Source organism: Streptomyces sp. ISL-99 (assembly GCF_018614005.1).
In the GTDB taxonomy this organism is placed as follows: domain Bacteria; phylum Actinomycetota; class Actinomycetes; order Streptomycetales; family Streptomycetaceae; genus Streptomyces; species Streptomyces flavidovirens.
The window spans coordinates 47,622-59,677 of sequence record NZ_JAGGPC010000050.1; the positions used below are offsets into that span (position 1 = coordinate 47,622).

The 12,056-nt window shown below is 69.7% G+C and carries 13 protein-coding genes and 1 pseudogene; 6 read left to right on the forward strand and 8 right to left on the reverse strand.

Features of this window, described 5'->3' with window-relative positions:
• Window positions 1-5 precede the first annotated feature (5 nt).
• The 3 genes from J7E91_RS28820 to J7E91_RS28830 form a co-directional block, all read right to left on the reverse strand.
• Window positions 6-1,856, reverse strand: a complete 1,851-nt coding sequence (locus J7E91_RS28820; RefSeq protein ID WP_308377430.1) for a carbamoyltransferase C-terminal domain-containing protein — start codon at window positions 1,854-1,856, stop codon at window positions 6-8.
• A 29-nt stretch (window positions 1,857-1,885) separates the two neighbouring features.
• Entirely contained in the window at window positions 1,886-3,445 is a 1,560-nt protein-coding gene (locus J7E91_RS28825; RefSeq protein ID WP_214909566.1) for a radical SAM/SPASM domain-containing protein, read from the reverse strand.
• A 142-nt stretch (window positions 3,446-3,587) separates the two neighbouring features.
• Window positions 3,588-3,755 carry a hypothetical protein gene (locus J7E91_RS28830; protein WP_214909568.1) on the reverse strand — a complete coding sequence of 56 codons (168 nt, stop codon included), beginning with the start codon at window positions 3,753-3,755 and terminating at the stop codon, window positions 3,588-3,590.
• 598 nt (window positions 3,756-4,353) lie between these two features.
• Between J7E91_RS28830 and J7E91_RS28835 the strand changes: the two genes are divergently transcribed.
• On the forward strand, window positions 4,354-4,782 hold the full coding sequence (locus J7E91_RS28835) for a cupin domain-containing protein (protein ID WP_214909570.1): 429 nt from the start codon (window positions 4,354-4,356) through the stop codon (window positions 4,780-4,782).
• A 184-nt stretch (window positions 4,783-4,966) separates the two neighbouring features.
• Here the strand turns inward: J7E91_RS28835 and J7E91_RS28840 are convergent.
• The 5 genes and pseudogenes from J7E91_RS28840 to J7E91_RS28860 form a co-directional block, all read right to left on the reverse strand.
• Window positions 4,967-5,668: pseudogene (locus tag J7E91_RS28840) on the reverse strand (SGNH/GDSL hydrolase family protein); the annotation flags it as partial.
• 246 nt (window positions 5,669-5,914) lie between these two features.
• Window positions 5,915-6,358: a lysyl oxidase family protein gene (locus J7E91_RS28845; protein WP_214909572.1), complete on the reverse strand. Its 444-nt coding sequence runs from the start codon at window positions 6,356-6,358 to the stop codon at window positions 5,915-5,917.
• 61 nt (window positions 6,359-6,419) lie between these two features.
• Window positions 6,420-6,563: a hypothetical protein gene (locus J7E91_RS28850; RefSeq protein ID WP_214909574.1), complete on the reverse strand. Its 144-nt coding sequence runs from the start codon at window positions 6,561-6,563 to the stop codon at window positions 6,420-6,422.
• A gap of 159 nt (window positions 6,564-6,722) precedes the next feature.
• Window positions 6,723-6,980 (reverse strand): hypothetical protein, encoded by a 258-nt coding sequence (locus J7E91_RS28855; RefSeq protein WP_308377433.1) that lies wholly within the window; start codon window positions 6,978-6,980, stop codon window positions 6,723-6,725.
• Window positions 6,977-8,521, reverse strand: coding sequence for a cytosine permease (locus J7E91_RS28860; protein WP_214909576.1), 1,545 nt, complete (start codon window positions 8,519-8,521; stop codon window positions 6,977-6,979). The genes J7E91_RS28855 and J7E91_RS28860 overlap by 4 nt, the downstream gene beginning before the upstream one ends.
• A gap of 314 nt (window positions 8,522-8,835) precedes the next feature.
• Here J7E91_RS28860 and J7E91_RS36275 point away from each other — a divergent pair, with 314 nt between their 5' ends.
• The 5 genes from J7E91_RS36275 to J7E91_RS36875 all read left to right on the forward strand — a co-directional run bounded on the left by J7E91_RS36275 (window position 8,836) and on the right by J7E91_RS36875 (window position 11,872).
• Window positions 8,836-9,798 carry a PucR family transcriptional regulator ligand-binding domain-containing protein gene (locus J7E91_RS36275; RefSeq protein ID WP_251016404.1) on the forward strand — a complete coding sequence of 321 codons (963 nt, stop codon included), beginning with the start codon at window positions 8,836-8,838 and terminating at the stop codon, window positions 9,796-9,798.
• Window positions 9,753-10,346 carry a helix-turn-helix domain-containing protein gene (locus J7E91_RS37110; RefSeq protein ID WP_308377436.1) on the forward strand — a complete coding sequence of 198 codons (594 nt, stop codon included), beginning with the start codon at window positions 9,753-9,755 and terminating at the stop codon, window positions 10,344-10,346. The genes J7E91_RS36275 and J7E91_RS37110 overlap by 46 nt, the downstream gene beginning before the upstream one ends.
• A gap of 173 nt (window positions 10,347-10,519) precedes the next feature.
• A complete protein-coding gene (locus J7E91_RS28870) occupies window positions 10,520-11,050 on the forward strand; it encodes a PAS domain-containing protein (protein ID WP_214909578.1) in 531 nt (176 codons plus the stop codon).
• On the forward strand, window positions 11,004-11,465 hold the full coding sequence (locus J7E91_RS37400) for a PAS domain-containing protein (RefSeq protein WP_214909579.1): 462 nt from the start codon (window positions 11,004-11,006) through the stop codon (window positions 11,463-11,465). The genes J7E91_RS28870 and J7E91_RS37400 overlap by 47 nt, the downstream gene beginning before the upstream one ends.
• Before the next feature lie 275 nt (window positions 11,466-11,740).
• Window positions 11,741-11,872 carry a hypothetical protein gene (locus tag J7E91_RS36875; protein ID WP_285439143.1) on the forward strand — a complete coding sequence of 44 codons (132 nt, stop codon included), beginning with the start codon at window positions 11,741-11,743 and terminating at the stop codon, window positions 11,870-11,872.
• The last annotated feature ends 184 nt before the right edge of the window (window positions 11,873-12,056 follow it).

A 12,056-nucleotide genomic window follows, 5' to 3' on the forward strand; every position in this document is an offset into this window, starting at 1 on the left:
TCGACTCACTCGATGACCAGCCGCTGTTCGGGCAGGACGACCGCGTCCAGCGCGGTGCCGGCCAGCAGCTCCAGGGCGTCGTCCAGGTGGTTGAGGATGGGGCGGCCACCGCCGTTGGCGCTCGTGTTGATCAGGACGGGCAGACCGGTGCGGGCGCCGACGGCCCGGCAGAGCCCGTGCAGTGCGGGGTGAGTGGCGGGCCGTACCGTCTGGAGCCGCGCGGTCCCGTCGATGTGCTGCACTTCGCCGAGGAGCTCGGCCCGTTCGGGTTTGACGCGTACGGCGAACAGCATGGTGTCGGTGTGGTCGAGGGGCCCGGTGAAGTACCGTTCGGCGTCCTCCGCGGGGCACAGCGGGGCGACCGGGCGGAACCACTCCCGCCCCTTGATCGTCTGAGAGACGTACTGCCGCGCCCCGGACCAGTGCGCGGAGACGAGCAGGGAACGGTGCCCGAGGGCGCGCGGCCCGGTCTCCATGCCCCCCTCCAGCCAGGCCACGCACCCGCGGTCGGCCAGCAGTTCCGCCACAGCCTCGGTGAACGCCGCCTCTGTGGCCCAGCTCCGTACGGCGCGTCCCGACCGCAGCGCCGAGTTCCGCGCCCCGTCCTCGGCGACCGCCAACGGGGCGCCCGCGTAGGCCAGTTGTGCCCCCGACGACCCGGCCGCCAGGGCCGGGCGCTCCGCGGGATCGGCGGCGGCCAGGGCGGCGCCGAGCGCGATACCGGAATCGTCGCAGCACGTGGGGATGTGGACCCGGGTGAACTGTCCCGACTCCACCAGGGTGCTGTTCGCGGTGATGTTGAGCGCGCAGCCGCCCGCGTAGCAGAGCGTGGAGTAGCCGGGGAAGCGCGTGCTGATACCGGTGACCAGGTTCACCAGGTCGCGTTCGACGGCCGCCTGGAGCGTGGCGGCCAGGTCCCGGCAGACGCGGTCGTCGGGGCTGTGTCCGACCTCGGTCCGGCGGCCGTCCGCGGTACGGATCTCGTCGGGGAACACCGAGCCGTAGGAGTGCACCACATCGTCGTCCGAGGAATCCGCCAGTCCCGCGTCGAGGTAGCCGCCGCTGTCCGGGTCGTACTCCCACCAGCTGTCGGCATAGCGCAGGGCCGTCCCGGCCAGCATGTCCTCGTCCAGGGGCTCGTACAGGTCCGGTGAGCGGGTTCGCGCCCCCTGGGGTACGAGCATGGCGCTCAGCACCGGGAGCAGCGCGGGGTCCGGATCACCCGTCGCCGACAGCCCCAGCAGCTTGCCGGTGTCGAACTGGCTGCCGTGGACGCGCCGGGCCAGGGCCTCGTAGACGAGGCCGAAGCGCGGGCCCGACCGGTTGGTGAAGGACAGCACGGGGGTCAGCCGGTCGCCCTCACCGAGGCAGACCATGCCGTTCTCGGCGTAGTTGCCGGTGCCGTCCAGGGCGATCACCAGGGCTTTGCGGGCCCCCGACGTGTAGTACGCGAGGGCGGCGTGCGCGTAGTGGTGGCGCACCACGGTCAGCTCGACGTCCCCCAGACGCTCCGCCAGTGGCCAGCCGGCGAGGCCCACCGGGCGGACGACGGCGTTGAGGAGGTTTCCGCCGGGCCGCGCCCACCAGGCGTCCTTGCCGACCAGCTCGACCAGCGCCGGTGGCAGCACGCGGCACACCGGCGTGTACCAGTCGGCCACGGCCACACGGGTCACCGGTGACTCGGCCCTGTCCCGTAGCTCGGCCAGCCAGTCGGCGGCGGTCCGCGCGAACTGCTCGTTGCCGCCGCACACGTGGCGCAGGCCCAGGCGCCGTTCCGCTTCGATGACGTGGTAGCCCGACGCCTGGGTCAGGGCGGCGCCCGCGTCATGGCCGAAGTGCATTCCGATCGTTGCCACGAAACCGTACCGCTCTCTCTCGGGGGGCGTCAGGCGAAGGCGGCGGTCTGGGCGTGGTGCCGTTCCAGCAGCCCCTGGACCACTTCGCGCATGTAGGCGCAGTAGCCGGGAGACATCAGCTGGATCGACCCGTTCTCCTCCTCCAGCGCCCCCGCAGAACCGCCCGAGCACGTGCCCTGCAGCTCGCAGCCCTGGCAGCCGGGGCCGTTGGTGTACGCGCGCATGCCGTAGTCCTGGTAGGCGTCGGAGGCGAAGATGCCCTGCCAGTCGTCGATGGTGCCGAGCTTGCGGGCGGTGGCCTTGCAGGCGAAGACGCTGCCGTTCGGCTCGATGGACAGCTGGCGGCCCACCGCCGGGCAGGTCTTGTAGTCGGCCTGTGCGGCCCACTTGCGCTCGTCGATGATCATCTGGAACGTCTGGTACCAGTACCCGCTGAGCTGTACGCCGCGCTCGCGGCCGTAGTCGACCGCGTGCAGCAGCCGCTGGGCCACGTCGTGCGGACTGTGCCGGTCGAAGAACTCCTTGGCCTGGAAGGACACGATCACATCGAGCGAGTCGAGGCCGGCCTCGGCGACGAAGTCGATGAGCGGAGTACCCCACTTGTCCCAGGTGAACTGGGACAGCACGGTGGTGATGCTGACCGGCACCCCGGCGGCCTTCATGTCCAGGATCGCCTTACGGACCACGGGCCATGGGGTCCGCTGCTGCTGTCCGCCCCGGAACTCGCCCGTCTCCGGCACCAGGTAGTCGATGGAGACGGTGGTGTCCACCTTGTGGCGGGCCAGCGCGGCCAGCAGCTCGTCGTCGATGCGCGAGCCGTTGCTCGTCAGGTCGTACGAGAGGGAGACGCCGTCGTAACTGTCCCCGAAGGTGCGCAGTACGTGCAGGATGGTGCCCCGCGCCAGCGTCGGCTCGCCGCCGAAGAAGGAGACGGTCAGGTGCCCGCCCCCATTGGCCTTGCGCAGGGCGATGGCCTCCTTGACGGTCTTCTCCGCCACCTCCAGGGACATGTGCATCGACGGGTTGCGGTCGGAGTCGGAGCCGTGGTTCCAGTCGCCCTTGGCCAGCGTCGGCCCGGAGTCCGGCCGCGACCGGCGCAGCTCGACCAGAACGGGACCGGGCTTCACGGTCTCGCCCGAGGTGTTCCGCTCCTCCACACCGCCGTCGAAGTTGTAGGCGAAGCAGCCCTGACAGGAGAAGTTGCAGGCGTTCGTCAGTACGAGCTGGATGGAGGAGTGGAAGACCCCGCTGCTGAGCACGGCCTGCCGGCTCTCCAGCAGCGCGTTGATCTCCTCGGCCTCGTCGCGCCCGGCCTCCACCAGATAGCGCGCCTCGATGAGATCGCGAAGCGAAGCCTCGTCGATCTTTTCCAGCAACTGCTCCAGCGTCTTACCGTTCGCCGCGTCCTTGAGCAGCTCCACAATGTCCCGGTCGACAAGCCGTGCATTTCCGTACAGGGAATGGAAGGCCATGGTGCGTTCGCTTCCGTCATACGTACCGAGACGGCCGCCGAAAGCGGTGAAATCACGATCTTCGGCAGAACGCAGCGTACGGACGTAACGCGAGGACTGGTAGATCGAATTCGGCATGGACGGGCCTCTCCCTGCGTATCGGAGCGTCCGACAAGGCAATCGGAACAATCGGCCACCGCAGGCGGGGCGCGTGGTGTGCCCCGCCTGCGGCGTAAGAAGACCCAGCCGTCTCCGGCGGGGCCGGGAGGTGCGTCGGGGCTCAGGCGGGCGTGTCCTGTTTCCCCTGCTCAGCAGCGGCAGGGGCGGCCTGTACGTCCTTCCGCACCGGGGTGATCGTCGGAGCGTTGCCCTTGTCGGGCGATACGAACGCGCAGGGCCGGGACGACGCGGTCACCGCGGGCCTGACCACTTTTCTTACTTCAGCCATGGAGCCTCCTCCAATTGTCGGGCGCGCAACAGACCTCACTGAAGCAGATGACGGCGACACCGATAAGAGGTCCTTTCGGCCATGGCGCGACGGCTGGAACGGGCAGGCTTCGATCCGCATTGAGCGCCTGGGACGCAATCGGAGAAGGGGCCGGATATGGCATCACCCCGGCATCGTTATTCGCGATCAATTCGCCGGCGGTCGCTGATCGAAAAGCGCGGTACGCCAATCCGGTGGCCGCCACCGTTTGCGGCTCTCCACCGGCGCGACCGGTCCTGTTTCCTGCTACGGGCCGGCCGGCGCGGAGTTCAGCCGCCCGAGCCGGCTCGCGGCGGTCGCGGACGCACGCCGTAGATGCCCGGCAGAGTCGTGCCACTTGCCCACTGGCGTGATGTGCTCCGCCGAACGCGTGGGAACGACCGGCAGCCGGACACCGTACCGACCGCCGCCCCTGGCGCATTCACGTTCCACCACACGCCGGCCGGCAACCGCATGTACGCGTGTTGCCGTTACGGCAACAACAGTTGTCGCCCCAGGTGTGGTCGTCGCAGTCTGGTGCCCGGCCAAAGGCCCTCGAAAGCAATCAGGAGGCCACACGATGACCACCCACGAAGGCGTCGGGACCCCACTGAGGACCGACGACAACGCGCCGCTGGGCAACCGCGTCCACCACGTTCGATCCGGCGAGTTGGATGGCTACGCCGCCATCAGCGGCGGCACGGTCGGCTCGAAGAAGCTCTGGATGGGCCTGGTGGAGAACCCGCCGTTGAGCGCGACGGACAACCACCATCACGGCGATTCGGAGGCGGGGATCTACGTGGTCAGCGGTCACCCCGTGTTCGTCTACCACGACGGCGTACAGGAGGTACGGATCCCCGCCGGCCCTGGCGACTTCGTCCTCGTCCCCCCGTTCGTCCCACACCGAGAGGAGAATCCCGACCCGAACGAGCCCGTGGTCGTCGTGATCGCACGGACCACGCAAGATCCGATCAAGGTCTCCCTGCCCGAGCTGTACCAACTCATGTGAGCAGTCCGACGGTGCCTACAGCCCGCCGAGGACATGGCCGGCGACATCGTCACTTCCCAGAGCGCCGAGATCACCCGTATGAACAAGCTGCTCGGCAGGGGCTGACCGGCACGGCCCAAGCGCGGGGCCGGCCATCAGCCGCCCCCCGCACGACCACGCGCCGAAGGAGGTGTGGCGCCAGGGTCTAGGCAGCGGAGGAGAACACCGGGAGGTAGCCGCTCGACCGCCCCTTGGCAGTGGGGTGGTAGGAGTTGTGCACCGGAAAGGTGACACCGTGAAGCCAGGCGTCGCCCGAGCACAGCTCGTGTCCGGCGAAGGTGGCGTTGACGTCTCCGAAGGCGAACCCGTGGTCCGCCGCGCGCTTGGCGGTGACTGCGTTGAGGTCGTCGACGGCGGCGTTGACGGCGGCGCGGGACTTCTCGGTCAGTCCCCCCGAGCAGGTGCCGCCGAGCTTGAACAAGCGGGGGTAGCCCATGACGACGACACGAGCGGCGGGGGCGTTCTTCTCGATGGCGCCGTAGACCTGGTCGAGCTTCGCGGGCAGCGTGTTCCTGATGTACGCGCGGGACTGGTTGACGCGCTCCACGCAGGCACTCTCGGATTGGAGGGTGCAGGTCGTCATAGTGTCGGCGAACCCGGCGTCGTTGCCTCCGACGATGATGCTCACCAGCCCGGTCGCCTTGCTCAGCGCTCCCAGCTGACCGGTGACGACATCGTCCGTGCGGGCGCCCGAGCAGGCGGCGGACGTGAAGGACGACGGCGCGTGCGAGGCGCTCCACAGGGCCGGGTAGGAGCGGGAGCTGCGCGTGCAGGCACCACTTGTGCTGTCGTAGCCGCCGGCTCCCACGCCGGCGGCGTAGGAGTCGCCGAGGGCGACATAGCCGCCGGTCGCCGCGGAGGCCGGGGGACCGAGGATGCCTGGTCAGAGGGCTCCGACGAGCAGGAGAGGGCAGCCGTCGACCTGTGGGGGAAGATCCGTTCATGTCCGGGGCAACGAGCCAGGAGGCCGCCCCGACACGGCACTCGGTGATCACGAGCGGAGGTTCATTCCGACCACCCGGCGCGGGACAGCAGGAGGTGACTCCCGCTGCCCCGCCTATGACTGCCGGTCCGCCTGCCGTCTGCCGGTCGGTCAGACGCCCGGACGCGGACCGCCCACCCCCACCGGGACGCCCTGCCCGATCGTCACCTGCACGGATGTCGTCTTCGGATTGGTCCGGTTGGTCTCGTGCAGGATGCCCGTCGGATTCGTCGTCATCTCCAGCGTGTACTGCTGCGGCGGGAGATTCATCAGCTCGCTGACGTCGAAGGACTGCCCCTCCAGCTCCTTGGCGTAGACGTCGGCCCAGCCGACGGAGATGCCCATCGTCAGGGTGGTGGCGTTGGCGTTGTGCGAACAGGAGTTGTACGTGGGGTTGACTTTGAAGCCGGGGAGCGTCGAGTCCGCGATCTCCAGGTCGACCAGGCAGAAGGCGACCTTCGGGGACTCCCGCACGACCTGCCCGCCGGAATTGATCAGCCGGTAGCGGGAGATGGCGTCCATGTGGAAGTGCTTGTGCTCGTCGTGAAAGCGCATCAGACCGACCGGCACCTCGTAGGAGGAGCCGTCCGAGCGGGAGATCCGCTGGTAGGCGGGATCACGTTGTTGCCGGGGGTGGCCACGTGGGGCTGTCGGTGGCCGACGCCGCGCCGGGGGCGGTGGTGAGCAGCGCGCCGAGGGCCATCACCGCCACGACGATCCAGGCTCGAGCCGGGCGTCCCGGTCGTATGGTGCGTCTCATGGGCGTCCCTCCAGGTGGATGGTTGGGTGTGCCGGAGCGACCTCGGCGATGTCCGCGCCGATGACGTCCGTACGGACGAGGCCAGGTGCTCCTTGTCCGGTGGCGGCGGGCGTTCTGCCTGCCCGTCACCCGGCCTCTCGCCTCAGCTGTGGCGGCCCGTCAGGGCTCGGGCGAGAGGTGTTCGTGGATGACGAGCCAGCGCCCGTCCGGAGCACACCGGAGCACGACGGTCTCGCGCTCCCGTAGCTCCTCTTCCTCCCCGGCTGCGTGCTCGGCGGGAAAGAGGAACGTGGCGTCCTCGGCGAAGGCGGCGAAATACCGGTCCGTGTCATGGGCGCCGAACGCGGCCACCAGGTTGGCGGCGGCGGCCCGCACCTCGGCTTCCGCATCGCCGCTGATCAGTCCGCCGCCACTCACTCGTCCACCGCCGACGTCCCGTTCACGACCGGCGTCCCGGCCGCCGTCGGCGAATCGTTGACGAGCACCGGTTCCCTCAGGGCCAGTTCCCGTTCGCTGGCGGCCACCGCGGGTTCCTCCATGGTGACGTCCAGCCGACGGGTCAGGACGTAGTACAGGACACCGGAAACGGCGAGTCCGACCACGAAGGCCACATCCACCCCGCCGAGCGCTTCCGCCACAGGCCCGGTGAAGGGACCCACCACCATGAACGGCACCATCAGGGCCAGGCCCACGCCGTAGGCGACCAGGCCGCGCCACGCCCAGGTGCCGTAGATGCCGTCCGGCCGGAACAGGTGCGTGATGGCGTAGTGGCCGCGCCGGACGAAGAAGTAGTCGACGAGATTGACCGCGGCCCACGGGATCAGCAGATACAGCATGAGGAGCAGGGCATTGCCCAGCGCCGTGGAGAAGTCGGCCGAGACACTCAGTCCCACGGCGCACCAGACGACGGCGAGACCGCTGATCGTCAGGACTCTGGCCCGCCGTCCCGGCCGCAGCGGGCGGACCGAGTCGACCCCCGTGAGGACCGTCAGCATTCCGCTGTAGGCGTTGAGTCCCATGGTGGCGACCAGAGCCAGCACCGACAGCAGCGTCAGGACGGCGCCGAGACCGGACACCACCTGGTCCCCCGCGTTAAGGATGCCGGCCAGTGGATCGTTCACGCCGAGGGTGGCGGCCATCCACGCGCCGATGGGGATGAGCCACATCGGCGAACCCGCGGCGCCGCCGAACACGGAGGCGATGATGCGGGGCGTCGGGGTGTCCCGGGGCAGATAGCGCGAGTAGTCCGAGACGTAGGGGGCGTACGAGATGTTGTAGCCGGCCGCGGCGGTGAACTGCACCATGAAGGCGACCATCGTGAAACCGCCCGCGCCTCCGCCCCCGCCGCCGTCCGCTCCGGCCTCCGCCGAGCCGGCCACCTGGCCGGCGAGGATCCCCACCGAGAGCACCAGCCAACACGGCGCCGAGCACCAGAACAGCACCTGGAACGCCCGGTGCAGCCAGTCGTGCCCGTACACCGCGAGCACCACCGCGATGACGGTGATGCCGATCCCGACCGCGGTCGCGTCCCAGCCGAAGACCGCCTGGAGGCCGTTGCCGATGATGATCGTGTCGACGACGTTGAAGCCGACGAAGGTGAACAAGGTGGCCGCCAGGGGCACGATCACCCCCCGGTACCCGAACTGGCCCCGGGACTGGATCATCTGCGGCAGCCCCAGCCGAGGGCCCTGGCTGGCGTGGAAGGCCATGAAGAACGTGCCCACAAGCAGCCCCAGCGCACTGGCCAGCACGGTCCATCCGACGGACAGACCGAGTCCCGGTCCGATGAAACCGAGCGACAGCGTGAAGGGCTGGAAGTTCCCCTGGAACCAGAAGGGGCCCTGCTTCCACAGCTTTCCGTGCCGTTCGGCAAAGGGAACGTGCTGGATGGACAGGCTTTCGATGACATCCGCGCCGCTGTGCTCGGCGAGGGAGCGCTGGAGCGGTTTGACCGCCATGGATCCTCCCGTTGTCGGTCGCTCCGAGGCACCCACCGCCCCGAACTGGAAGCCAAAGTGTGCGGTCACCGCGTGACGAGCGGCAATTGTGCGTCGCTCAAAGAAGAACCCCCTCTTTATGCGCGGCCACCACGCGGCAGGGGCGCGACGCCCGTGACGATGGCGCCCCGCCAGGTCTGCGATCTGCTGGTTTCGCCGCCCCGGTCGCCCGTTTCCCTGCGGGTGGGCAGTGATTGTGTGACGTTCGAGAACGACCCTCCCCGGGCCCCTTCCTTTATCCGCCACCGCCATGCAGCATGTGCTCGATGACGGCGATGGCAGCAGCTCTTCGGGTCCGCGACCTGGTGGGTTCGCCCGCCCTCCAGCTGCGGGTCCTCGCCGGTGAGGCGGGGCTCGGCCGGCCGGTGGCCTGGGCACATGTGAGCGAGCTGGAGGACCCGACTCCATGGCTCCTCGGCGCGGAGCTGATCATGACGACGGGGATCGCGATACCCCGGAGCGCCGTCCGTCAGCGCGCGTACGTCGAGCGGCTCCACACCGCGGGCGTGGCCGCGCTCGTGCTCTCCGCCCACCTGCATGTGCCTCCGCTGCGCCAAGCGTTCCTCGCCGCCGCGGAAGAACGGGGCATGCCCGTACTGGAGTTGCCCCTGCAAGTTCCTTTCATCGCCGTGGCGCAGGAGGTCGCGGCCGCCGCGCAGGCGGACGCCCGGGAGCGGCTGAACGCCCAGTTGCAACTGTTCGGTGCCCTGCGCTGGCTCGCGGCGGAAGACCTCACCGCCGCGGAACTCTTCCGCAGACTGGAGCAGTTGTCCGGCTACCGCCTCTACCTCTGCACGCGGCACAGAGGCCCCCTGCTGCCGGGCGTCCCCGTACCCGACAGCCGGCACGCGGCGCTCCTGCCGGCCTCACCGGACCCGGCCCCGACCGTCCCGGGGGGGGCTATGTCCTGCCCGTACCCGCGCCGGGCGGGCCCGCCGGGTATCTCCTGGCCCTGGAGCGGCGGAGCGAAGGGCCGGGACAGGCAGCGCGACCGGCGGGACTCGGTGTCGTCCAGCACCTCGCGACCGTCGCGGCACTCCAGCTCTCCATGGTCCGCCACGAGCGTGAGACACTGCGCCGCCAAGGGGCGGAGACCCTCGCCGAACTCGTACGGGACGCCTTGGAGCCGGAGACCGCGCGCCGGCATCTGGCCCGGCTGGGGTTCGGCGCACAAGCGCCCGTCCTCCTGGCCGTGCTCGACGGCGACGAGGACGGCCCCCTGGACGACGCCGTGGTAGTGCAGGCCCTCGATGAAGCGGCCGTACCGTATCTGGTGCTGCGGCGGCACGAGGGACTGTACGTCTTGCTCGCCGACTCCCCGCCCGCTCTCGACTCCCTCGCGGCCCTGCCCCGTACCAGGGCCGGTGTCTCACGCCCCTTCACTCCCGGCGACACGCTCGGCGTGCCCCGCCGCGAAGCCTGCCTGGCCCTCACCCGAGCACGGGCCTCGGGCAAACCGCTGGTCTTGTGCGGCGACGACATGACGGACCGGTGGCTGCACGAGGACCCCTTTGTGCTGCACGGGCTGGTCGACCATGTGCTGGGCGCGGTGCTGCGGTACGACACCGAACATGACAGCACCCTGGTCCTGTCGACCCTCACCTGGCTGGAGCGCGACCGGTGCACCGAGGAGGCGGCCAGGGCCCTGCACATCCACCCCAACACCCTGCTCTACCGCCTGCGCCGCTTCGCCGAGCTCAGTGGCAGGAACCTGTCGTCGACGGCGAACCTCACCGAGGTGTGGCTCGCTCTGCGGGCGGCCCGTATGTCCGGCCGGCTGCGGTGAGGGGGCCGGCAGGAGGCGGCGACCGGAGTCGCCGATTCGCGCCCGAGCCGCATGGCGTCGGACATTCCGGCAGGTGAGTGACCGATCACGTCCACAGACCCGCGTCACTCCCCGGAAACGGGCGGAAAGGTCCTGGCGAGGATACGAGACCGGAAACCCGACCCACGACGGGTATGGCGAAGGGCGCGCCCCTGACGATGTTCAGCGAGAGCTCGCAGGACCCGTTCGCCCTGCGCCGGGCGGCTTCGGCGGTGCTGGACGACCGCGGGCGGGTCGTCGGCTGGAGCGAGCGGGCCGAGCGGCTGCTCGGCCACCCGGGCCGGGAGGTGATCGGCCGGCCGGCGCAGGAGTTCCTGGTCGACCCCCGCGACCGCCCTCTCGTCTGCGACGCCGCGGCGGAGTGCGCGAGCGCACAGGGCTGGTTCGGGGTGTTGCCCGTCCGGCACTGTGGCGGGCACCGGTTGGAACTGGCGCTGAGGGCGCGCCCGGTCATGAGGGCCGACTCGGTCCAGGAGTGGTTCCTGGTGGGCGCGCCCGCGGCGGAGGTCACTCAGTGGGAGTTGGGCCGTGCGGTCCTGGACGGAATGTTCCGCCGGTCACTGATCGGTCTGCGGCCCGGACCTGAGCATCCTGCGGGTCAACCGGGCGATCGAACGGGTGAGTCGGATTCCGGCCGATCAGCAAGTAGGCCGTCGCAACGGTGAGTTCCTGGTCGGTGAGGATGCCCGGGTGGTGGAGAGCCGGTTGCGACAGGTCCTGGAGATGGGCAGGCCGGTGGTCTTCACCGAGCAGTCCTCCCGAATGCGGCGCGATTCCCACCGCGAGCTGGTCGTATCGGCCTCGGCATTCCGGATGGAGAATTCCTCCGGCCGCGTCATCGGGGTCACCGAGCTGGTCGAGGACGTCACGGACCGCCATCGGGCCCGGCGCCGGCTGGCGTCACGGCCGCCGGCCTCGGGAACCGTGCCGAACCTTCCGCCCTTCGTGGCCCACGGCAGCCGACCCACTCTTACCTTGAACGTCGCGGCATCATCGCGCCGGGACCGGTCTGCGGCAAAGCGCAGGCCCGCGGATGGAAGAGTCCCGAATATTGGAAGGCTTCACCTTGCGTGGGCGTGACGAGCCGTACGTGATGCGCCTGCTGACGCCTCCCACTCCGCTGCCGAACGGCGCCGAGGCGTGGGCCGAGACTTTCCTCTGGCTAGAAGGCGCCACCGTGCAGCCGTTGGGCTCGGAGAGGCAGCAGTGGCAGTCGTCCCGGTCAACTCCGCCGAGGCGTACGCCCTCACCGTCGCGACCGATGTCGAGGAGAGCTCAGCTCGCGCCTCCCTCGCCAAGCTCGGCAACGACCGCGCGACGACTGGCCGCGGCACGCCCGGCTGCTGTACGAGTTCATGGCCGGCATCTACGGCGAGCGCGACGCCCTGGCGTCCGACGGCACTGGTAAGACGTACGCCCAGAACTTCAAGATTCTGGAGACGTACGTCCGCGGCTCGTCCCAGGCGTCGGCGCGGGGCAATTCGTAGTTGGCCGGCCTGTCGACCGAGAGCTGACCGCTAGTCATGCGGCTGGGTTTCCGATTGCTCCACGGCAGGTGGCTACTGAAACCAGCGTTCACTTCTGGCTCATCTGGCTCCTCCGTCCGGCGAGGGACGGGAAGCGGGTAGGGGCCGGGAGAGCAAATTGCTGACGCTGTTGGTTTATTCCGGC

Excerpts from the sequence above, each read along its gene's own strand:
- J7E91_RS28825 (WP_214909566.1), bottom strand. The coding sequence starts at position 3,445 with ATGCCGAATTCGATCTACCAGTCCTCGCGTTACGTCCGTACGCTGCGT.
- J7E91_RS28830 (WP_214909568.1), bottom strand. The coding sequence starts at position 3,755 with ATGGCTGAAGTAAGAAAAGTGGTCAGGCCCGCGGTGACCGCGTCGTCC.
- J7E91_RS28835 (WP_214909570.1), top strand. The coding sequence starts at position 4,354 with ATGACCACCCACGAAGGCGTCGGGACCCCACTGAGGACCGACGACAAC.
- J7E91_RS28845 (WP_214909572.1), bottom strand. The coding sequence starts at position 6,358 with ATGCGCTTTCACGACGAGCACAAGCACTTCCACATGGACGCCATCTCC.
- J7E91_RS28850 (WP_214909574.1), bottom strand. The coding sequence starts at position 6,563 with ATGAGACGCACCATACGACCGGGACGCCCGGCTCGAGCCTGGATCGTC.
- J7E91_RS28860 (WP_214909576.1), bottom strand. The coding sequence starts at position 8,521 with ATGGCGGTCAAACCGCTCCAGCGCTCCCTCGCCGAGCACAGCGGCGCG.
- J7E91_RS36275 (WP_251016404.1), top strand. The coding sequence starts at position 8,836 with ATGGCAGCAGCTCTTCGGGTCCGCGACCTGGTGGGTTCGCCCGCCCTC.
- J7E91_RS28870 (WP_214909578.1), top strand. The coding sequence starts at position 10,520 with ATGGCGAAGGGCGCGCCCCTGACGATGTTCAGCGAGAGCTCGCAGGAC.
- J7E91_RS36875 (WP_285439143.1), top strand. The coding sequence starts at position 11,741 with ATGGCCGGCATCTACGGCGAGCGCGACGCCCTGGCGTCCGACGGCACT.